Here is a 22,345-nt window from a genome sequence, read left to right as displayed (position 1 = left end):
GTCGAATGTTCCTCTTTTCAGGTACAAAGCGGAACCAGGAAATATCTTTAGCCCTTGGGCACTATCAGAGCCGATTTTATGCGTTCCCTGCGCCACAAACCTAATACTTCCGTCCTAGATTTTTGCCCTATGTATGAGTTCAAAACTAACGCTCTAGCGCACTTTTGGACATCTTTTAATTTTAGCAATGACTAGATTATAACCTCACAGATTATATCAGCTATTGCAAATATCTTTAGAGAAATTGATTAAGAAACGCATAGAAAGACTTGGTTATATTCACAGAGTTTATACATAATGACTTTCAGAAAGTTTATTTTCCTTGTCATCCCTCATATATAAGCTTTTGAAGATATAAAAAAATGTTCAGATTTTTTTATTTTCTCTAACGCACTTTCTCCATTAATTTTCACTAATTCTGAAGTAAGCCCTTCAACTAAACCAAATGCCGGTGTTAGAGATGGAAAAAAAGTAAGTCCTGTCGTCGGTATGTTTAAAACCATATCCGCCCCTATGGTAGCTGAAGCTGTTAACTTATCAGTAATAAACATCGTATTACACCCGGCAACTTTGGCTGCATTAAAGACCTGATTAATTTCTTTGGAAATGGGTTTAAAACCAATATGAATTACTACATCACCTTCTTCGAAATCACGAGTAAACTGTTCAAGATTACATGCTAAACCGTCAATCATATATACATTATTTTTAAACAACCTCATAATGTAATAGAGATAATAGGCAACAGAAAAACTCGCTCTAAATCCACATATGTATATTTTCTTTCCGTTATTGATTAAATTTGCAGCACCTACAAGGAGACCTACATTTAAAGACGAGGACTCCGTCATATTGTCTTGAATAGAAGAAAATAATGAATTGATAAACTCTTCATCGTCATTCATCAGAGATTGAGCTTTATCAGAATACCCTACTTCACTTGTCAGCCCGACTTCCTTTATCAAGTTATCTTTAAGATCCGTCCACCCTTTGTAACCCAACGCTTTAGCCACTCTTAACAGCGTCGAAGGTTGAACATCTGCATACGCAGCCAGAGAACGCATTGAATAGATAGCAATTTCATTCTGGTGCTCTAAAAGATAGCCTGCAGCCTTTTGTAACTCAGGAGTAAGCTCAGGAAAGTGCCTAATAATATTGTCGCTAACGGTCATTATTTTTCCTAAAAAATAAAAATTGATTAATACTGAACTAGAAGCTTAATAGAGTCAATTTAATCCAAACCCATTAGAAGCTAGAAGCGATAAGGTTGCCTCTATAATGGTGCAATTGAACCATTTTGTAGCAAGCTCCAATCAAGTTAACCCAAGCAAAACCAAACTAAACCCTAAAAACAATAATAAATACATGATATTCAGTTATTAATTAAAAATAAAACATATGTATCATTTATGGCACAAATAGTGCTTAAATGATACATATGACTCAAATGAGCCATTAATGATTCAAACGAATCATTGCGCCGCAAGCTAAGCAGCTCTGCGACCAAATCAAAATTTTCATTTTAGGATTAGTGATGATAATACATAAGAATCGACATGGAATATTTAGTAAGCTTAAACAAACTTTAGCTACTATGGTGTTGTTACCAATCATTCTAACAGGGACTCAAAGTGCGCAAGCAAGTGATACAGAGAAAATGACAGGCAAAATAAAAGTCGCCTCCGTTCAGTTTAACCCAGAAATGTATGAACTAGACAAAAACCTGGATCGCCTTGCTGAGGACGTTACTGTTGCCGCTAAGAATGGGGCTAAGCTCATTGTGACAACAGAAATGGTTACCACGGGCTATATGTATAGCAGTCGAAAGGAAATCAAACCGTTCGTCGATACTATTCCGGGAAAAACCACTGATTTATTTACCAAAATTGCCAAAGAATACGATACTTACATTGTTCTCGGCATGCCTGAAGTGGATCCTGAAACTGACCTATATTACAACTCTCAAGTTTTAGTCGGTCCAGAAGGCTACATTGGTAAATACCGTAAAGTTCACCAATGGGAAACCGAAGAACACTGGTCTGCCTGGGGTAACTTAGGCGTACCAGTGTTCGATACAAAAATTGGTAAAATTGCCATGATCATCTGTATGGATGGCGCTTATATGGAAACGGCTAGACTGGCGGCTGTACAGGGAGCAGATATTTTGGCTTTTTCTACCAACTCTGGTGGTCAAACAGTATCAGCATTACAGGGGAGAGCCGAAGAAAACGGTATGTATATTATTAGCTCAAACAGGGCAAATACCGAGCTTGGTTATCATAACGTAGGTGCAAGTGCTATCTGGAGTCCTGATGGTGAAAAACTTGCTGAATCACCAGCGGCGCCAACTAAAGACGATGACATTGACGAAACAACATATATCTATGCCGATATTGATACTGAGAAATATGACAACCCAGCTAAACGTCGTATTGCTGACGAAAGACGACCTGAACTTTACAAAGAGCTAATGCTATACATCGCTCCATGGGATTACTCTAAGGATAACACTGAACAAGACATTAGTGCTCTTGCTTTGCAATATGATGTTAATACATCAAGCAAAACAGAAAATATGTCGAAAATAGACAATATTATTCAGGAAAAATTGGATAGTTCTGATAGAGACATCAACCTTGTTGTACTGCCAGAGTTATCTCTGACAGGTTTAGTCAGCGATAAGTCGACTGCTGAATCTTTAGCTGAAGATATGAGTGGTCCAACTGTTGAGTACTTCCGAAAATTAGCTAAAAAATATGACACCTATGTGATTTTCGACATGATTGAACGTGACGGTTCCAAACTATACAACACAGCGGTTTGTGTAGAACCATCAGGTAAAATAAACGGGAAGTATAGAAAAACTCATTTAACTGCAAGTGAAAAAGCATGGGCGACGGCAGGCGATGAAATTCTTACCTTCAAAACTGATATTGGTCGAATTGGGATCATGATTGGGTACGAAGCAGCATTCCCTGAAATGTCAGGTTTAATGGCGGTCAAACGCGCTGATATGATTGTAATCCCATCAGCATTTAACGGTGAATTCGGTAGTGAACTAGATTTGAACTTAGATATCTATGCTAACGACTACCCTGAGCACAACACTAACTCAATTTGGCACGCTATTGGTTTGAACTCTCAAGCAACAACTATTGTTTCTAACTTTACGGGTAAAGATTACATGGGTGGTACTTCAATGTATGGATTAGACCCTATCTTTGCCTTAGACCAAGCAATTGTTGCTCCACGTGATTTCGAGGGTGCGATTGAGGTTGATTTTAAGACTGTTCAAAATGAATGGTGGTTTAACCAGCAAAAACTGATTGCTTCAAGACGGACAGACTACTACATCCCGCTGATTAAATAATTTAAACACCCTAAATTGAAATTAAGTAAATAATATTTCAACTAAATCAGCCTTACGGTTTTATATGACTGTAAGGCTTTTTTTAGGTTCATCGCGGCTTTCCGGGGAAAGCCGCTTTTATCTTTAAAAAAAGTAATGGCTTAAGGTTTTAGCTTGGGTTTATCTTGGTAGGGTCATAGGGGGGGCGGTGTGTGTCTTGATTCTAAGAGGGCGTTCAGAATTCTGTGTCAGCTAATTTTGGCTAAATATCTAAGACGTCATCCAAGCGACCTTCAAAATGAATCGCCAGTTGAGACAATGTCATATTCCAATTCTGTATTGGCATTGTCCATTTGTTAGAAGCATTCAATATCCCAGCATACAGTAGCTTGAGCAAGCTATTTTCATTTGGGAACCCTCCCTTAGTTTTGGTCAGTTTGCGGAATTGGCGATGTACGGCTTCAATAGCATTTGTCGTGTAAATAGCCTTTCGGACGTATTCTGGATATTTGAAGTAAACCGATAAATTTGCCCATTTGTTCCGCCAGGAACGAATCACTATTGGGTATTGCTGTCCCCATTTGGCTTCCAAACTATCCAACTCCATCTCGGCCGCTTCTTTACTCACAGCCCGATAGACTGGCTTCAAGTCGGCCATAAACGCCTTCTGATGCTTAGAGGCAACATATTTCATAGAGTTACGGATTTGGTGAATGATGCATTGCTGAACTTCTGTATCAGGATAGATGGTTGCTATCGCTTCTGGGAAGCCTGTTAGCCCATCTACGCAGGCGATCAAGATATCTTCAACGCCACGGTTATACAAATCTGTCAGCACTGATAGCCAATAGTTTGCCCCTTCTGACTCTGATAGGTACAGCCCAAGAAGTTCCTTTTTACCTTCAATGTTTAACCCTAGGATTGTGTATATCGCTTTACTGACATAGCGTCCGTCTTCTTTAATTTTGTAGTGGATTGCATCGAGCCAGACAAACGGATAGAGCGCATCGAGCGGACGTTGCTGCCACTCCTTCAGTTCAGGTATCAAACGGTCGGTAACACCTGTGATGGTGGCCTCAGAGACCTCAATGCCATACATATCTTCGACGTGACCACGGATATCACGGTAGCTCATACCGAGCGAGAACATGGATAGGATCTTACGGTCGATCTCATCGGTCAATTTAGTCTGGTTCTTCTTAACTAACTGGGGTTCAAATGTTCCAGAGCGGTCGCGTGGGGTATCCAGTTCAAACGTGCCGACAGAAGACTTAATCGTTTTCTTGCTTGAGCCGTTCTTACGGTTAGGTTGCTCATCACCTTCAAGGTGCTGTTCGAGTTCTGCTTTCAAAGCAGCTTCTGTGATTTGTTTAATGAGCGGAGTTAAGAAGCCATCTTTACCTGTCAGGTCTTGGCCTGACTGAAGGGCTTTAATAGCTTGTTCTAGATCGAAGTCTTTGTTCATGTGTCATTCCTGTTTTGTATATCATACTGAAATGACACAGATTTCTAAACACTACCGATTCTAAAAGCCGACCAGATTTCAGCGTGGTTTGATAGGTATCTACTTGAAGAAAGGCAAAGAGTAGACGTGATTGTGAAGCTCTAATATCGGTCTTTAGCATGATAAAAGCGAGTAGCCAAATAAAATGGTTCTCGCTTTTTTAATCAATTACCACGTTCGATTCGAGATAAAAATTACCCAGTAAACTCTTCAGAATCGGGACGATTGGTAAACTGCACACCATTTAAGAAGTCGCACAGCAGTTGGTCTTCACACTGTTTGTAGTTTTTGTTGTTTGGCTTGCGGAAATACGCACCAATTTCGTATTTACTTAAACTAGTACCAACCACTTCTAATACGTCCAACACATCTTCTGCTTTCATGTCTAGCGCAATGCGCAGCTTCATGAGAATCATGTTGTTGGTCAACGTGACTTCTGGCTTAGGTTGCTCGCCGTCTTTTTTTCCTCGCTTGAGGTTAATAAAGCCATTTAAGAATACCGCTAACTCTTGATCCTTCATCTTAACGCAAGATTTGTCGCTTTCATCTTTTAACCAGTTTGCCACTTTATCGTGAGCCACAGTGACTTCGGCCTGCCCGAAAGCTTTCATTATCTGCGCGTTTTTAAGGTTTAACGCGTGTTGGATACGACGTAAAATTTCGTTGTTAGTCACTAGGGATTCCTAAAATGAGTTCTAAGGGTGAATAAAAATCCATCAATGACATGCGATCTGTGGGTGTCTTTATTCAATAGCGTAGTTGACGGTGACTCTAACAGAGAACACGTTTCTTCGGTAGGTTAAAAAATAGAAATAAGACGGCCTATTCGAACTAGTTGGCTAAGTTGGTAAGACTCCACTTTCATAGACACTATGCTGATTAGAAGAAGTAGGTCAAACCACATCACTGTTATTTGTCAGGTAGAAGGTTACTGGCAAAGAATGGGGCAAAATCCATTTAGGTAAGTAACTGAAACCACTCCGCTAAGGCAAAAAATCAGGACGATTTTTTAGGTTTTCGGCGGCGGGAACGCCTAGCCACCAGCGCAACGAAATTGTGTTAGTGTTGTTGCAGGCAATCACAGCACGACGAGCATGATGAATATTGGTGAACTAGCAAAAAGAACCGGTTTAACTGCATCCAAGATCCGCTTTTACGAAAAGATTGGGTTACTCAAAACCGTGAAACGTAAAGCCAACGGTTATCGAACCTACCCGCCTGAAGCGGTGATGGTGCTGGATATGATTACCACCGGACAGCAAGCCGGATTCAGCCTGGATGAGTTACGCACCCTACTTCCAGGCGACTTATCGCAATGGGACCACAATCAACTGCTCGGTACGTTACAGAAGAAAGTGAAAGAGCTGGAAGACATCGAACAAAAGATCGCTCATAACAAGGCAAAATTACTGGCCGTGCTGAATGAAATAGAAGCCAAACCACAAGACATGGACTGCGCGCAAAATGCCGAGCGCGTGATGTCCCAGTTTGGCTGGGATATATTAACCCCCCATGCCACTAGCCCCGACGCCGCCAAATACAAATCATCCTGAGCAACATGCAACTTCGCCTTGACCTTAAACTAAGCTTTAATCTTACGATGCTGACTAAAGAATGCACATCAGGAGAAATCATCTATGCAAACCATTTTGGGAGCAAACGGGCAGATTGGTCGGGAACTGGCACTCAGTTTAAAACGCGACTACACCAGCCACATCCGCTTAGTCAGCCGACGTCCGCAGAAAGTGAACGAAAGCGATGAACTGGTTCAGGCCGATCTGCTCGATGCACAGCAAACCAGCGATGCGGTTAAAGGCTCAGAGATTGTCTATCTGACTGCCGGGTTACCTATGGATACGCAGTTATGGATAGAGCAATGGCCGGTTCTGATGAGTAATGTTATTGCAGCATGCCAAACTCACAACGCAAAACTGGTTTACTTTGATAATACTTATATGTATCCGCAAACCAGTACTCCACAGGCAGAAGATGCACCGTTTGTACCGAATGGCGGTAAAGGCAAAGTACGCGCTCAGAGTACGACGATGCTACTGGACGCTATGCAACGTGGGTCGATCAACGCTGTCATTTGCCGCGCCCCCGAGTTTTACGGACCGGGCAAAACGCAGAGTATCACGAACTCAATCGTGATTGATGCGCTATCAGCGGGCAAGCCGGCCAAAGTATTTTTACGTGACGATGTCAAACGCAGCCTGATTTTCACGCCGGACGCCAGCCGGGCGATGGCGCTGATCGGGAATACGCCTGATGCTTACGGTCAGACCTGGCATTTACCTTGTGACGATAATCGGCTCACCTATCGTCAGTTCATCGAACTGGCGGCCGGCATTTTCAACGTGCAACCGAAGTACCGGGTGCTGAAACGCTGGCAGTTATGGCTGGCGGGTAAATTCAACCCCACGGTCAGAGACGCGGCAGAACTACTGCCTCGTTATCAGACGGATAATATTTTTGTATCGGATAAGTTCAAACGCCGCTTCCCGGACTTTGCAGTCACGACGTTTGCCCAGGGGTTAACCACCATCAGGGATGAACGACAATAATCTTAGCCATGAGCCAGCCGTCAGGCTAGCTTGTTTGAATCATTCATCATTGCTCGGAAAGTAATACGGACAGTGGCTGAGGCGCATGTTGAGCTCGCAACGGCTCCAGAGTAACAAACGCCCCTTCAATTGTTTTTCCTTTAATCCACATAACGTTCCTATTGTGCTTATCACTCGTGTTTAGTCCGCTGGCAACCAGCGTACGATGAGTTGTAGCCATCAAGACAAGGCGAGCATCCGCAGATGCTCTCCTTTGATATCGCGGCGCTATGACGGCACGCTCAATCAGGCAAATTTTTCGCCGGTTGCCTGTTCAAACTCCGTTACCATCATCTCCCACGAGCTGTGGATATTATCAGCCAGGTTAAACAACCCGCTGCGCCCAATCACATAAATGTCCGGCTTGGCATCGTGAATCACTTTCCAGTGCTTCTTGTTGGTCGATCCATCCATCTCAATCTGATACTGGTAACCATACTCTTCACGCAGTTGACGCAGTTCGGTAATTTTATCCAGCATATTGACCAGGAAGCGCTGACCAGCAAAGCCAGGATCGACCGTCATCACCGTAACTTTGTCCAGCAGATCGATATACGGCAGAATCTCACTAACCGGTGTCTCCGGGTTTAAGACGATACCTGCCTTTAGACCCGCATCATGGATTTGGTCAATCAGCCTGAAAGCGATGCCATTGACGCGCTCAGCAGGCATGCAAATGACCTCACATCGAATATCAATCAGTTGCTGCACCCAGAATGACGGATCCGTCACCATCAAATGGGCGGACATCTCTTTATTGGTCAGCTTGCGGGTTTGTTCAATAAACCACGGCGATAAGCTGAGGTTAGGCACAAAATGGCCATCCATAATATCAATATGGAATGAATCGACATGGTCGTTTAAAAAAGTAATCTGCTCTTTGAACTGATCCAGGTCCATCGTCATTAACGATGGCGAAATATTAATATGTTCACTCATGGTTATATAATCCGTTCGTTAAAGAAAAGATAATCTGTTTTTCAGGGTGCAGAGACCCATCGACCAAAAAATTAATTAAGGCCGTTAAATAAACCGGATTGAAAATTAAAAAAGATATTTAGCTGATTTTTATATCGTCCAGGTCGATATCTTCCTCTTCATCATCGTTATTTATAACAACGTCACGAGGAACATCTTTCTTGATTAGCGCATAAACCGTGCCGGTCACTAGTATATAGACGACCAGCGCCATAATACCGGCCATGGGATTGGACATGGTCGGAATCATAAAAATGCCGCCGAAAGGTACTGTTGCGTCCGCACCGTAAACCATGGTCACCGCACCACCACAGGCACCGCCGATGGCCGCCGCAGAGATACCGCGCACAATATCATTCATCACGATAGGTATTGACCCCTCAACAATGTTCACCACGCCCATCGGTACCGCCGATTTTAAAGTTTCGATTTCTTCATTGTTATAAATGTTCTTGCGCAGAAGTTTACTAATGAAGTACGCCAGTCCAAAGCCGATAGGTGTGGCCGTATTGACTAACTGCAGTGCAGTAATCGGCTCGTTGATACCCTGCGCCTGAAGCGTGAGTACGAAGGCAAAACAGGTTTTATTGATCGGTCCGCCAAAATCCAGGATGCACAGAGCACCAATCACTGCGCCCAGTACCAGATTGGATGATGTCCCCATGCTTCTCAGGAAACCGGTCAGAGTATCGGTGAAGATGCCAATTGGCGTGCCGACGATATAGACCATAATTAAGCCACTGATCACCGAGGCAAAAAACGGCACAATCAGTGTCGGCATTAAGCCTCTGGCCCAGCTCGGCACTTTGACATTTTTAATGATACCCAGCGCGATATAACCGGCAATATAACCACCCAGAATCCCGCCAATAAAACCAGCAGAAATGGTGTTTGCCGCCAGGCCGACCACAAAACCGGGTGCGATGCCGGGTTTACCCGCAATCGAGCCGGCAATACCACAGGCAATCACAACGGGCAACAGTCCGAGCGCTTTGGCCCCCATGGTCGCCATTGACGTCCACAAATCAAACTCACCCAGTACCAAGGCGTCCTGAGGCTTGCCTCCCATCGCCATGCCGATGGCAATAATAAAGCCGGCACCACAGACAATCGGAATCAAAAACGAGATAGCGGTCAGCAGATGACCTTTAGGGTTAGCTGCTCTCCAGATGTCCTTTATACTCATAGATAAAACCCTCTGTTTGTTATTGTAATTCGTCTGGCTGAAATTACTCCGTCACTAACTGCTGGAGTTTTTCGATAAGCTTGTTAGGCGATTTAATAGCGACTTCTGTGGACACTTTAACGACTTTTTTTCCGGCAAATCGTTCTTCACCGGTGACATTAACATCGGCGGCTAACAGCACAATATCCGCTTGGGCAATATCTTCATCGGTCAATTTATTTTCGATACCGATCGTCCCCTGAGTTTCAATTTTTACGTTATTTCCCGCTTTTTTAGCGGCTAATTCAATTTTCTTTTGCGCAATATACGTGTGAGCAATACCGACAGTGCATGCGGTAATTCCTACAATATTCATCATTAACCTCGACAAGTTTATTTTTGGTTTAAACCACTAACGGATAGTTGAAAATAAATGAAAACCGTTATTCCGTTACCGTTTCCGGATTAAACAGCTCAACGATTTTTTGCGGATCTTGTTCTTGCAGCAACTGCTCAATGATCTCTTCATCTGCCAGTGCACTTGAAACTTGCGATAACAGACGAATATGCGTGGTATTCTGGTCAACCATGCGAACAGCAAACAAGATAATGCAGCGAATGTCACTGCCATCCATGGTTTCCCAAGGGATGTCGTTCTGGGTACGGCCAATCGCCAACGTAGTCTGGCGTACCGCCTCAGATTTACCATGTGGAATCGCAATGTGGTTTTCAAAACCGGTTGAGCCTTGTTCCTCGCGCAGCCATACATCGCGGACAAAATGCTCTTTATCAATCACAGCCCCATCGTCAACCAATAAATCGGTCAGTTCTTCAATCGCTTCTTTTTTGGTTGTAGCCACCATGTTTAATTTGATGTGCTTTACGCTGAGTACTTTTGAAATGTCCATAAATCACCTTCGATATCCTGGGATTAAGATTGAGTAACGTTGTATACATCGCTTGCGAGATGTAACTTTTCTGTTATGAGTTTTTCTGTAATTCGCTGCAGATCTGCATCGTTGAGAAACGCGGTGACATACACCACCGGAGTGTCAATTTCTGCCACATGAACCGTCGAGATAATCAGATCAGGCGCGAGTTCCTGATTGACGCTTTGTAAGTGGCTCGATGGCACCGTCGCCACGATTTCCCAATCGGGAAATGCCCGTACAATGCGGCTTTTGAGCAGGTGTGACGTCCCTACCCCGGTTGAACACACCAGTAATACGCGCTTGTGCGTGATCTGGCGTTCAATGGCAGCCTGAAAATGGACCGCCAGATAACCGACTTCATCATCAGAAACGGCCGCTGATATATCAGTGGTAAACACATCATTCACCGCAATACGAGTCAAATGATAGACATCCGCCAGCTCATTTTTAATTTCATCCAGCAGTGGATTACGAATGATAATTTGATAATGAAGACGGTTTATCAGCGGACGTATATGCACTTCCATGCCATCCAATAACTGTTTATCTGCAGCCAAATCAATATTAATCAGCTGCGAGAATCGTGTGACCAGTTGTAGGGAAATATCCCGTGCCTGATAACTGCATAATTCAGTATGCAATACACTGTTGTTTTGATTTTCAGACACCAATATTCCTGATGAAATAATGTACTGGTAAATAAACCACACCTCATTTTCCGGTAAAGATAAATCGATGTGCTGCTCGATTTTATCCACCATTTTACCCGCCACCCTGAATGCTGAATCCTTAGGATGCTGGCGCGCTTCATAGCATGGATTTCCCAGTAAATTACCCTTGATACGCCGGTGCATCATGATCAATATATGGGTGAAAATATTGATGTAGTAAGGTTCACCTAACGGATAGGCAAGATCTTCTTCCATGTCCTGTAGCAGAGCCTGAACAAACCCCACCTCGCCTTCGCCAAAATAGTGAACCAAAGCTTTATAGCTGCCCGGGTCAAGTCTTGAATGGTTCACCAAACCGGGATCCTGATGGTTGATTAGCCCGTTAATCAATGCCGCCATGGCCTGACGCACACTGTTCTCATCACCTTGAATTCGAGTGCCGCTTTGGCTGCGAATCAGTTCAAGCCCAAGTGGTGTGATCCAGTCTTCGATAACCTTTAAATCATTGACGATTGACGCATTGCTGATGTGGTGGCGCTCGGAAAGCTTGTTAATTGACGTTTCTTTAGGGGTTTCACTCAATAACCATGAGGCAATTTTTATCCGCCGCGCATGGCCCAGAACACCGTCGGAATCTTCATTGTCATCACTCAGTTGCAACTCCAGTTGCAAGAGGTCGGCGGTACTCTCAGCCACCAGCAAAACACCAGCACCTACTTTTTTATCGATTTGCACGTTCAAATCAGCCAGGTAGGCCGTAATAATATTCAGGTCACGCTGGATAGTTTTTGTCGACACACCAAGTTGTTCTGCCAGATTGAATAAAGTGACGTATTCCCGATGTTGTAGCAGGAATCGTAATAATCGATGTTGTCGAGAGGTAATCATTTTCATTTTTTACCTTGAGTTACAGATCAAATTAGTAAGTGTGACTATTTTTTAGTATTTATTTTTATCTGAGTGTTTATGCATCCTATGATGTTCAATCTAATGAGAATGTTCTAACACCACAATACTAAATAGTGTCCATAAGACGGGACAAAGGACAAACACGCAAGCATTGAATCAAGATAACGAATGAGGCGGAAGAAAAAGTATAAAGCGGAGGGAAACTGACTTAAGAAGCACGTATTTTAAGACAATTCTATTTAACAAGATAAATAGATCACAAATTTAAAAGTTTATTAACTGAGCCATTTAAAACAGATCAGAGGGAAATAGCTGTTATCAACCTGAGCCAGCCCCAGATCGCGGGCAAACTGCTCCGCCCCGTCACCGCGCCTTTAACCGCGTTAAACCAGATGCAATCTTCTAACCGGTTAACCGCCGCCTGAACGACATCAAGCGCATCCTTACATCAAAGAGTTTTTTGATACCGCAAAATTGATTTCGCACCTTGATACACTCTCAGCACTCAATGAAATAATCCCGACACTTTACTGCAATAGACTCTCATTAATTTATTCGTTTACTTTCCAGAAAAACCGAGAACCCTATGAATCACAAAGTCATTGTTACCGCCCTTGGTGCCTTGAGCCTGTTCATCCTGCCGGCGCACGCCAGCAATGTAAGCGAAGGTGATATCATCAGCGTCACTTTACACCAATTGAAACCCACGCAACCTTCCATCGGGTACGATCAAATCATGTATAAACTTGGCCGCTACCAGTTTGACCGGGAGAAAATGTTTGATGAGATCTGTGAAGCCAATGGTCAGAAAGGGGTAAAAAGCATTCAAGACAATGCCCAACCGAATGTACCTGCCACGTTCAAGTGCGAGTCAGAAGTCGGAACCCGTAAAAAAGACATGAAGACCATAGTGATTGCCCCAAATGGCGAATACTTTTTAACGGACGGCCACCACACCTTCAACGTCTTTTACCAGATGCCTCAGGGCGGCCCTGATTTCAATATCCATGTCACGGTAGATAAAGATTACCGTGATTTAAAAAACATGGATGAGTTCTGGAAGGCGATGGTAAAGGATGGCAACACCTGGCTATTTGACCAAAACGAACAGGCCATCACTTATCAGCAGCTTCCCACATCCCTTGGACTGAGTAACTTTGCCAACGATCCGTATCGTTCACTGATGTACTTTACCCGGGATATCAGCTGGGATAAGCCACCGCAACCTGTGCCATTTTTGGAGTTTTACTGGTCTAAACAACTTCGCAAAGAGGTCAATACCGCCGCCTTCGATTTAAACTCAACGGACGGTTACGCCAAAGCAGTCACCCGTGTGAGCGAACACATACTAGCGATGAAAAGCAGCAATGTGGGTGGATCTAACCGCAGCGTGAAAGAGATGGGACAGTTTGACCAGTTCAGCCAAAAAGGCTTCGATAAACTGTTCAAAAAAGGCGGCAAAATCGACTACATGCTGCGCTATAAAAACGCTTTAGGCTCAAATACCCACAGCAAAGAGTTAGCGGAAACCGCGGCCCATTAGGCTGTAAACGGGCCTGGCTTATAGGCTTGGTTCACTCCCCCCTCAATACCAACCTATGTCTTGGTATTGAGGGGGAACAGCAGAAAAGGCGCACGATGGCAGGTGTTGTGGGTGAACGCTGGGTTAAAGCAGCACATACCATTCAGCTGAGCTGAGATAAATGGTAAAACCGGAGCGGCGATGCCACACAAATCCAACCTCCCCGCTCGGCTGGACCCAGAATCACCGCATAATATAAACACTATCCTCGGCAAATCAGGCAAACGTTTGCTTTTTCTCTGGCGACAGAAAATAGTTCTGGTATGATGCGCTCAGTATTCGATATCTCATCCCGTTTTTACGCTACGGATATCTTCTCTCAACGACGTTTGAAACAAGATAGGAATGTCTAAATGAGCCTTGCTGACCAAGTTCTTGCCGTCAATGACGACCTCCCGATCCGCACCAACCAGCCGGTACACAGTGGTAAAGTCCGCTCTGTATACTGGTTAACCGAACAAGACAGCCGTCGCCTGATCAAAGAGAAAGGCTACAACGTGGCTGAAGATGCGCCGCTGGCGATCATGGTCATCAGTGACCGTATCTCAGCGTTTGACTGTATCTGGCATGCCGAAGGTGGTGTGCAGGGCGTTCCGGGCAAAGGCGCGGCGCTGAACGCAATCTCTAATCACTGGTTTAAACTGTTTAAAGACAACGGCCTGGCTGACAGCCACATTCTTGATATTCCTCATCCGTTTGTCTGGATCGTACAAAAAGCCAAACCTATCAAGATTGAAGCGATTTGCCGTCAGTACATTACAGGTTCCATGTGGCGTGCTTATTCCAAAGGCGAACGTGAGTTCTGCGGTATTGAACTGCCGGAAGGTCTGGAAAAAGATAAAGCACTGCCAGAACTGCTGATGACTCCGTCGACCAAAGGCATTCTGAAAGGCATTCCGGGCGTGCCGGAAGCGGACGATGTCAACATTACCCGTAAGAACATCGAAGACAACTTTGCGGCATTCAACTTCAGCAAAGCGTCAGACATCGCGCTGTACGAAAAATTACTGAAAGAAGGTTTCGGCGTGATCAGCAATGCGCTGCAGGCGATCGACCAGATTTTTGTCGATACCAAATTTGAATTTGGTTACGTCAACGATGCCAACGGCGTTGAAAAACTGATCTACATGGACGAAGTGGGCACGCCTGATTCATCACGTATCTGGGATGCGAAAGAGTATCAGGCCGGTAACATCGTCGAAAACTCGAAAGAAGGTTTCCGTCAGTTCCTGCTCAACTATTTCCCGGATCCGGATATCCTGCTGAACAAAGAGCGTATGCCGGAGCGAGAAGCACTGGCGCATGATAACGCTCTGCCGCTGGAAGCACTGATGGATATCTCACGCACCTACCTTGGTATTGCCGAGAAGATTGTCGGTCATAAGATTGAGCTGAGCGGCAATCCGAAACAGGAAATCATCGACGTACTGAACAAAGAGTACGGTCTGATCGACTGAGTGCTGAGCAGCGTCAGGTGAAAGATAAAAAACGGGGCCGATCATCGGCCCCGTTTTGTTTTACCCGTTGGCACTGAAAGCCTTCATCGTCACTTAAAGCGTAATAATGAACTCTTCCGGTGCGGTGGCTTTGATTTCAGCCTCGCCGCGCGCCTGGATGGCATTAATCTGCTCCGGTTCGAGCGAATAAGGCATCACTAATTTCAGTTCCTGAATCCCTTCCAGCTTGGCCAGTTTGACCAGAGTGACCAGATTGGATTCATCACTGCGACGGCTCGATAAGCGCTGAAGTGCCATTTCCCATAATCGCTCTTCATGGCTTTTGCCATCTCTGACCGTATCGTGCCATACGGTTCCGAATACAGGGGCAAATGAAACCAGGGCATCGGAAAACGTCCATTTTTTCGTGCAGGATGTGCCCAGGAAACTGGTGTAATCAAACACGACAGAGATTCGATTTGTGTTCGCCATTCTGTCCTCCGGCAGCTTTGGTTTCTCTTAACATCATCATATGCCGGATTTCTTATATAGCAATGCGATATATAAAAACGTTCTTTTATGCATCGTCTTCAACACTTAGTGCTATATAAAAATCAAAATGGTAACAATATTTGATCAAAGACAATAAACTCTCACTCCGCTTGGTTAATATTTCAGGCCGCTAACAAAATGGGGCGCTCAGACGATATCCACAATGCGGCTTGCTTTCTTAAACTGTACCTTGTAACCGGGCCACCGTGGCAGTTCCCAGCGTTTGGGCAGGGTTTTACGTAACCCGTTTTTGTATACCACATGGATAAGCTTACGTTTAATGTAATACTCCACGGTGAGATTCAAATCACCCAACTGAAGTTCAAACGGGTACGATTGTGCGAACTCATCCAGCTCCCAGTACGGTATGCCTTCAAACGGCAAATCGTCGGCCTCAAATAGTGCCAAATCGTCCGCGCTTTCCACACCAAGCGTTTCCAGTTGCTGTGCAAACCACTGTTCGAAGGTTAGATCATGATGCTGACTGGTGTTGGGATCCAGGCCGAGTTCGACATAGAGTTTCCACCAGGCAATCTGCTGCTGGCGCAAAGTAGCGAAACCGGGCAGGCACTCACCGGCCACCACCGCATCAACCAGAGGTTTGAGGGCCAGCTCACCGCTCGCTTCGACCATGCGGCTGGCGACCACGCGTCCGGCATAAACCAGGTTGAGCACAGTCTTTAACTGATGCTGTTCCTGCACGGTATCGGCCTGCTGCCACTCCCCCAGCTCAAGCTCTTCAATCACGGTAAAGGAAAGCGGCATCATCACGGTGGCGAGAGTCAGCGTCTGTTTTACCCCACGCCCGGGCAGGCTGTGCTGATCGAGCACAAGAGCCGCCTGTGCGCTGGCAGGCAGGCGACTGTGACGGCCGCACATCACTTCCATCCGGCCATTTGCCAACGCTTCGGTGCGGCGTTCGCGGCGCACAAACAGCAGCTCCGGATGCAAAGCGGCAATCGCACGCGCCAGATCGGGCTGTTGATAGCGGGAGGCAACGTCTAAGTCCGGTAACTGGTAGATGTCGCGCATCTGCTGCGCCAGTCCGCGCGCTTCACGTAGCGCTTCTGCATCCGGGTTGACGCCGGCAAATGACGCACCGCGTACCAGTTGGATCATCAAATGGGCGTCACAGCCCAGCGGTTCTTCCCGCGCCAGTTGCTCTAGCTGCTCTTCACTGCCTGATAGCGTATACAAGCTGGCCGGCACCGCTAATGCCGCCGTCAGGTCAACCATGGCTTCTTTGAGTGCCTTGGGTGCAATACGCGCCACCAGGTCGGCATATAAGGCATCGACCGGCAGCGGCGCCAGCTGGCGGCCATGTTCGGTAATATTACCCTCATCATCAAGCGCTCCCATGCCGGTGAGCCTGTCGCGCGCCTGAAGCAAGGTTTTATCCGGTAAGGATTCAAGGAACTCAATCTGGTCCAGCTGTACACCACAACTGGCAGCGGCCAGCATCGCTTCGGTCAGGTCTTCGCGCTGCATTTGTGGCGGCGTCACCGCATCCAGAGCCGCGTGCTGGCCGTATAAACGAATCGCCCGCCCCTGCATCACACGTCCGGCACGTCCGGCGCGCTGCTTGGCGCTGGCCTCGGAGATGGATTTGAGCACCAGCGCTGTGCGGCCATTACGTTGTTCATTGCGCCGCTCCAGTCCGCTGTCAATCACACAAGCAATATTGGGGATAGTGAGCGAGGTTTCTGCCACGTTGGTGGCCAGCACCACCTTCTGACGCGATTGCGGATTAAGCGCCAAGTGACGCTCACTATCGCTGACCGAGGCATGCAGAGGCACCACCAGCAGATCATTGTGGCTGCCAAGCAACTGTTGGCACTGCTGAATCTCTTTTCGCCCCGGCAGAAATACCAGAATATCCGCGTCCGTCTGCTGCAAGGCGGCCAGCACTTCCTGTTTAACCCGAATAGCGAGATCCCGGCTGTCCGGCAGTTGGCGGCTCTCTGTAGCGCGGTATTCAATATTGACGTCATACACTCGCCCGCTGGCCTGCAGCCGCTCGGCAGCCAGATAGGATGTAAGACGCTGCGCTTGCAGGGTCGCTGAAGTAATGACCAGGCGATGAGACGCGCTTTGCTTGAGCAGCGCAACCAGTAAGTCCGTATCCCAGCGCCGTTCGTGAAACTCATCCACCATAATGGTCTCAAAGCGGACCAGCCGATCTTGTGCAAACCAACGCAGCGCGACACCCGGCGTTACAAACACGACCGACGAGGCGTCACTAAAACGGTTTTCCAGTTTGATTGCGTAACCAATCGACGCTCCGACTTTCTCCTCGCGTTGCCCGGCGAGAAATTCAGCCAGCGATGTACAGGCGATGCGGCGCGGTTCGATGACCAGTACCCGGCCTTTTTCTGCCGCCCAAACAGGCAAACGGGTTGATTTACCTGAGCCAGTTTCCGCTTCAACCACCAAATCGTGATCGTTGAGCTGAGTCAGAAAAGTGGCTTTTAGCGTATCTATTGGTAATGAGTGCATAGTTAAACAAAAAACGTGAGTGAATAAGGATACTTATCAGATTGAATATGGCCTGCACCACATCAAAGCAGTGTTAACTGGCTATTTCTGACCTGTAATGAAAATATTGCTTATTTTTAGCAGAATAATCGCCTGATGGAGGCCGGTTGTCTATTTACAAGGTGCTGGCTAAGCCGTTATCATTTTTAAGTTTCCCGTTCATCCCTACAAAGGTCGAAAATGAATAACGACAAACGTCCGCTATATATCCCTTATGCCGGCCCAGCTCTTATGGGTACCCCTCTTTTAAACAAAGGCAGTGCATTTTCCGCTGAAGAGCGCGCCTCATTTAACCTTGAAGGGCTTCTGCCTGAAGCCACGGAAACAATACAGGAACAAGTGGTTCGTGCCTACCAACAATATCGCAGCTTTGAAAGCGATATGGACAAGCACATCTACCTGCGCAACATCCAGGATACTAACGAAACCTTATTCTACCGTCTGGTACAAAACCACATCACAGAGATGATGCCGATCATCTACACACCGACCGTTGGTGCTGCATGTGAAAACTTCTCTAACATTTACCGCCGTGGCCGTGGCCTGTTCATCTCTTACGCCAACCGTGACCGTATCGATGATCTGCTGAACAACGCAGCCAACCACAACGTCAAAGTGATCGTTGTGACCGACGGCGAACGTATTCTTGGTCTGGGTGACCAGGGGATCGGCGGTATGGGTATTCCAATCGGTAAACTGTCGCTGTACACCGCGTGTGGCGGTATCAGCCCGGCTTACACTCTGCCAATCGTGCTCGATGTCGGTACCAATAACCCGCAACGTCTGGCTGACCCTATGTACATGGGCTGGCGTCATCCGCGTATTACCGGCGCCGAATACGATGCGTTCGTGGAAGATTTCATCCAGGCAGTGCAACACCGCTGGCCGGAAGCGCTGATCCAGTTCGAAGATTTCGCACAGAAAAACGCGATGCCTCTGCTGGAGCGCTACAAGAACCGCATCTGTTGTTTCAACGATGACATTCAGGGCACCGCGGCCGTCACGGTAGGTTCTTTGCTGGCCGCTTGTCGCGCGGCAGGCAGCAAACTGTCTGAGCAGCGTATCACCTTCCTGGGCGCTGGCTCGGCTGGTTGTGGTATTGCTGAAGCGATTATCGCGCAAATGGTCTCAGAAGGCATTTCAGACGAGCAGGCACGCTCTCAGGTTTACATGGTTGATCGTTGGGGTCTGCTGGAAGAGGGCATGATTAACCTGCTCGACTTCCAACAACGTCTGGTACAGAAGAAAGCCAACATTGCCGAGTGGACCACTGAAGGCAGCGGTTACTCACTGCTGGACGTCGTCCGTCAAGCAAAACCAACGGTTCTGATTGGTGTATCCGGTGCGCCTGGCCTGTTCAGTGAAGATGTGATTAAAGAGATGCATCAGCACTGCCCGCGCCCGATTATCTTCCCGCTGTCTAACCCGACCAGCCGTGTTGAAGCGACTCCAAGCGACATCATTCGCTGGACCAATGGTGAAGCGCTGGTTGCGACCGGCAGCCCGTTCGATCCTGTGATCAACGAAGGTAAGACTTACCCTATCGCTCAATGTAACAACAGCTACATCTTCCCGGGTATCGGCCTGGGCGTACTGGCGGTTGGCGCAAAGCGTGTTACCGACGAAATGCTGATGGAATCAAGCCGTGCTCTGGCACTGTGTTCTCCGCTGGCGATTAATGGTCATGGCCCGCTGTTGCCGCCTCTGGAATCTATCCATTCGGTATCGAAGAAGATTGCTTTTGCGGTTGCGAAGAAAGCCATTGAGCAAGGTGTTGCGCTGGAAATCACAGATGAAGCACTGGAAGTAGCCATTGACCAGCACTTCTGGCAACCTGTTTACCGTCGCTATAAGCGTACATCGTTCTAATCAGAACGCTGACAGCACCCTAATCTCTCATGCTGACTGAGCATGGTTAAGTCGCGGCACTGTGAATTGCATCCTTTTGCATACCATAGTGCCGCGATTTTGTTCCGTCACAGGGATCATTAAAGACAGATACGGATATGATGAGTTTTTTCGCCCCGGCCGGGCATTACATCGCGCCCTACCTCAGTGAAATTTCTACCGCACTGATCGCCTGCTTGCTGGTGATGTGTGGCGGTGAAATCAACGCCCTGCTGCGCCGTTTGCTGCGCAACCAGCACTTTATCGTGCGTACCGTTATTTTTATTATGATTAACGCGTTTGGTTATGGATTAATCATAATTAAAGCAAGCCCTTACCTGACTCGGACACTTTCTGATTTAGAGCAAGGCATGATGTTTGCCATTATTTTCATCAGCTTTGTTGTAATTGGCCTATGGGCACAAAGAAACCGTCAAATTTAAACCCCAGAGTTATCCTGACTCGCTGCACAACCCTGCTGCGTCGCATGCGGTGGCGTGTGTGGCTGCGCCGCGCCCTGCTCAGCCTGCTGGCCGGAGTTGTATTAATCTTCTCAATTGACCGTTGGGTGAGTTGGCAAGCCAGCGATAAAATCATCAATGATATTACCCAGGTTCCTAAGTTTCAGGTAGCGGTGGTGCTCGGCACCAGCAAGTACCTGGGACGCACGCTTAACGATTACTACACGCACCGCATTAGCGCTGCGATTGAGCTTTACCAGCAGGGAAAAGTGAACGGCTTTCTGCTCAGCGGTGACAATGCTCATCGCTCGTATAATGAGCCGTGGACTATGAAGCGCGATCTGCTCAAAGCCGGCGTACCGGATCAGCAGATTTATCTCGATTACGCCGGGTTCCGTACTCTCGACTCGATCGTACGCGCCAAACGGATTTTCGATACTGATGATTTTCTGATTATCACCCAGCGTTTCCACTGCGAACGGGCACTGTTTATTGCCGAGCACCATGACATTCATGCCAAGTGTCTTGCCGTCGCCGGCCCGTCGAATCACTCTGGCTTCCAGGTGCGTCTGCGCGAAGTGTTTGCCCGCACCAAGGCGTTTTTTGATCTGTATATCTTCGATACCCAGCCAAAATTCCTCGGCCCGAAAGAGCCGATCGAGATACAGGATCCCGCGCAGCCGCCGCAAGCCACAGTTTCAGCTGCAGAAACCAGCGCGGACTCCGCCGCGGACGGTGCGGCTCAGTCCGCGACAGATACCGTTCCCTCATCAGCCACAGACAGCGCGCGATAGCAGACACACTGCCGCCTACCCGCTGTTTTCTGATAAACTATCCTAAGAGCTGGGCGCCGCAGGCCGATGCTGACCTTAGCGAGCGCTCAGCCAATAATAAATACATCAACCAAGAGTAATGTCATGTCACTAATCGCAACCGGCGTACTGGATAAAATGCGCGCCGATTTAGATGGAGTTGTCTCGTACCGACTGCCAGTCGGTGATGCCGAAATCGATCTTAACCCTTTGATCGGCCACACCATCACTTTGCAACACACCGGCAATATCTACTGCTGTTCATGCGGGAAAAAAACCAAAAAGAGTTACTCGCAAGGCCACTGCTTTGTGTGCATGAAAAAGCTGGCCAGCTGCGACATGTGTATCATGAAGCCTGAAACCTGCCACTTTGACCAGGGCACCTGCCGCGAACCGGACTGGGCACTGAGCCATTGTATGGTTGACCATTACGTCTACCTCTCGAACACCTCAAGCCTGAAGGTCGGCATCACCCGCCATACCCAGATCCCGACGCGCTGGATTGACCAAGGGGCCACACAGGGCCTGCCGCTGTATAAAGTTAAAACCCGTCAGATTTCCGGCTTGTTGGAAGTAGAACTGGCGCAGCACATCGCCGACAAAACCAACTGGCGTACCCTGCTGAAAGGCGATGGTGAACCACTGCCGCTGGAAGAGCGCGCAGCCGAGCTGAAACCTTTGCTGGCAGATAAAATCGCCGAGCTGAAACAGCGCTTTGGTGATGATGCGATTGTCGAAGTGAGTGATGCGCCAACTGAACTGGCTTATCCGGTTGAAGCGCACCCGACCAAGATCACCTCGCACAATTTTGACAAAGAGCCGCTGGTCAGCGGCGTGCTGCAAGGCATCAAAGGACAATACCTGATCCTCGATACCGGCGTGATTAACATTCGCAAATTCACCTCATACGAAGTCGAAGTGAGCAGCGACGTCTGACTGAGCTATTGAGCCAATGACAAGGTGAGCTGT

Annotated in this window: 19 protein-coding genes; 9 read left to right on the top strand and 10 right to left on the bottom strand. The window is 47.0% G+C overall.

Annotation, left to right across the window (positions count from 1 at the left end):
- Positions 1-332: 332 nt before the first annotated feature.
- Entirely contained in the window at positions 333-1,172 is an 840-nt protein-coding gene (locus tag J0X00_RS18170; protein ID WP_282477397.1) for a MurR/RpiR family transcriptional regulator, read from the bottom strand.
- 362 nt (positions 1,173-1,534) lie between these two features.
- Here J0X00_RS18170 and J0X00_RS18165 point away from each other — a divergent pair, with 362 nt between their 5' ends.
- Positions 1,535-3,370, top strand: coding sequence for a nitrilase-related carbon-nitrogen hydrolase (locus tag J0X00_RS18165; protein WP_218563225.1), 1,836 nt, complete (start codon positions 1,535-1,537; stop codon positions 3,368-3,370).
- A gap of 241 nt (positions 3,371-3,611) precedes the next feature.
- Here the strand turns inward: J0X00_RS18165 and J0X00_RS18160 are convergent, their stop codons facing one another.
- Together J0X00_RS18160 and J0X00_RS18155 are read right to left on the bottom strand one after the other, a co-directional pair.
- Positions 3,612-4,814, bottom strand: coding sequence for an IS256 family transposase (locus J0X00_RS18160; RefSeq protein WP_282476317.1), 1,203 nt, complete (start codon positions 4,812-4,814; stop codon positions 3,612-3,614).
- 233 nt (positions 4,815-5,047) lie between these two features.
- Positions 5,048-5,527 (bottom strand): DUF1456 family protein, encoded by a 480-nt coding sequence (locus J0X00_RS18155; protein WP_020329986.1) that lies wholly within the window; start codon positions 5,525-5,527, stop codon positions 5,048-5,050.
- A 420-nt stretch (positions 5,528-5,947) separates the two neighbouring features.
- Here J0X00_RS18155 and J0X00_RS18150 point away from each other — a divergent pair, with 420 nt between their 5' ends.
- Positions 5,948-6,406, top strand: coding sequence for a MerR family transcriptional regulator (locus tag J0X00_RS18150; protein WP_282477396.1), 459 nt, complete (start codon positions 5,948-5,950; stop codon positions 6,404-6,406).
- Between the two features lie 84 nt (positions 6,407-6,490).
- Positions 6,491-7,417 (top strand): SDR family oxidoreductase, encoded by a 927-nt coding sequence (locus J0X00_RS18145; RefSeq protein ID WP_282477395.1) that lies wholly within the window; start codon positions 6,491-6,493, stop codon positions 7,415-7,417.
- A gap of 285 nt (positions 7,418-7,702) precedes the next feature.
- On the opposite strand, the gene alsE is transcribed toward J0X00_RS18145, so the two are convergent.
- The 5 genes from alsE to J0X00_RS18120 form a co-directional block, all read right to left on the bottom strand.
- Positions 7,703-8,395: a D-allulose 6-phosphate 3-epimerase gene (gene alsE, locus J0X00_RS18140; RefSeq protein WP_282477394.1), complete on the bottom strand. Its 693-nt coding sequence runs from the start codon at positions 8,393-8,395 to the stop codon at positions 7,703-7,705.
- 118 nt (positions 8,396-8,513) lie between these two features.
- A complete protein-coding gene (locus J0X00_RS18135; protein ID WP_282477393.1) occupies positions 8,514-9,620 on the bottom strand; it encodes a PTS fructose transporter subunit IIC in 1,107 nt (368 codons plus the stop codon).
- A gap of 43 nt (positions 9,621-9,663) precedes the next feature.
- On the bottom strand, positions 9,664-9,978 hold the full coding sequence (locus J0X00_RS18130; protein ID WP_240798148.1) for a PTS fructose transporter subunit IIB: 315 nt from the start codon (positions 9,976-9,978) through the stop codon (positions 9,664-9,666).
- Between the two features lie 64 nt (positions 9,979-10,042).
- Complete coding sequence (locus tag J0X00_RS18125; RefSeq protein ID WP_136484076.1) at positions 10,043-10,507, bottom strand: PTS sugar transporter subunit IIA; 465 nt, start codon at positions 10,505-10,507, stop codon at positions 10,043-10,045.
- Between the two features lie 23 nt (positions 10,508-10,530).
- Positions 10,531-12,096, bottom strand: a complete 1,566-nt coding sequence (locus tag J0X00_RS18120; RefSeq protein WP_282477392.1) for a transcription antiterminator — start codon at positions 12,094-12,096, stop codon at positions 10,531-10,533.
- Positions 12,097-12,697: 601 nt separating this feature from the next.
- On the opposite strand from J0X00_RS18120, the gene J0X00_RS18115 reads away from it, so the two are divergent.
- Positions 12,698-13,654 carry a ParB/Srx family N-terminal domain-containing protein gene (locus J0X00_RS18115; protein WP_282477391.1) on the top strand — a complete coding sequence of 319 codons (957 nt, stop codon included), beginning with the start codon at positions 12,698-12,700 and terminating at the stop codon, positions 13,652-13,654.
- A 392-nt stretch (positions 13,655-14,046) separates the two neighbouring features.
- The gene (locus J0X00_RS18110) at positions 14,047-15,150 is read left to right on the top strand and encodes a phosphoribosylaminoimidazolesuccinocarboxamide synthase (RefSeq protein ID WP_282477390.1); all 1,104 of its coding nucleotides are present in this window, start codon (positions 14,047-14,049) and stop codon (positions 15,148-15,150) included.
- A 93-nt stretch (positions 15,151-15,243) separates the two neighbouring features.
- On the opposite strand, the gene J0X00_RS18105 is transcribed toward J0X00_RS18110, so the two are convergent.
- Together J0X00_RS18105 and J0X00_RS18100 are read right to left on the bottom strand one after the other, a co-directional pair.
- Positions 15,244-15,621 carry a transporter gene (locus J0X00_RS18105; RefSeq protein WP_136484086.1) on the bottom strand — a complete coding sequence of 126 codons (378 nt, stop codon included), beginning with the start codon at positions 15,619-15,621 and terminating at the stop codon, positions 15,244-15,246.
- Between the two features lie 207 nt (positions 15,622-15,828).
- Positions 15,829-18,177, bottom strand: a complete 2,349-nt coding sequence (locus J0X00_RS18100) for a helicase-related protein (protein ID WP_282477389.1) — start codon at positions 18,175-18,177, stop codon at positions 15,829-15,831.
- A gap of 219 nt (positions 18,178-18,396) precedes the next feature.
- Between J0X00_RS18100 and J0X00_RS18095 the strand changes: the two genes are divergently transcribed.
- The 4 genes from J0X00_RS18095 to J0X00_RS18080 all read left to right on the top strand — a co-directional run bounded on the left by J0X00_RS18095 (position 18,397) and on the right by J0X00_RS18080 (position 22,312).
- Positions 18,397-20,085: an NAD-dependent malic enzyme gene (locus J0X00_RS18095; RefSeq protein WP_136484088.1), complete on the top strand. Its 1,689-nt coding sequence runs from the start codon at positions 18,397-18,399 to the stop codon at positions 20,083-20,085.
- Between the two features lie 137 nt (positions 20,086-20,222).
- Positions 20,223-20,546, top strand: coding sequence for a DUF3392 domain-containing protein (locus tag J0X00_RS18090; protein ID WP_168796980.1), 324 nt, complete (start codon positions 20,223-20,225; stop codon positions 20,544-20,546).
- A complete protein-coding gene (locus J0X00_RS18085; RefSeq protein WP_282477388.1) occupies positions 20,519-21,358 on the top strand; it encodes an ElyC/SanA/YdcF family protein in 840 nt (279 codons plus the stop codon). Before J0X00_RS18090 ends, J0X00_RS18085 begins: the two co-directional genes overlap by 28 nt.
- A 123-nt stretch (positions 21,359-21,481) precedes the next feature.
- On the top strand, positions 21,482-22,312 hold the full coding sequence (locus J0X00_RS18080; RefSeq protein WP_282477387.1) for a DUF2797 domain-containing protein: 831 nt from the start codon (positions 21,482-21,484) through the stop codon (positions 22,310-22,312).
- The last annotated feature ends 33 nt before the right edge of the window (positions 22,313-22,345 follow it).

Source organism: Vibrio sp. ABG19 (assembly GCF_029962385.1).
GTDB lineage: Bacteria > Pseudomonadota > Gammaproteobacteria > Enterobacterales > Vibrionaceae > Vibrio > Vibrio ostreae.
This window is presented reverse-complemented; position numbering and strand designations above follow the sequence as displayed.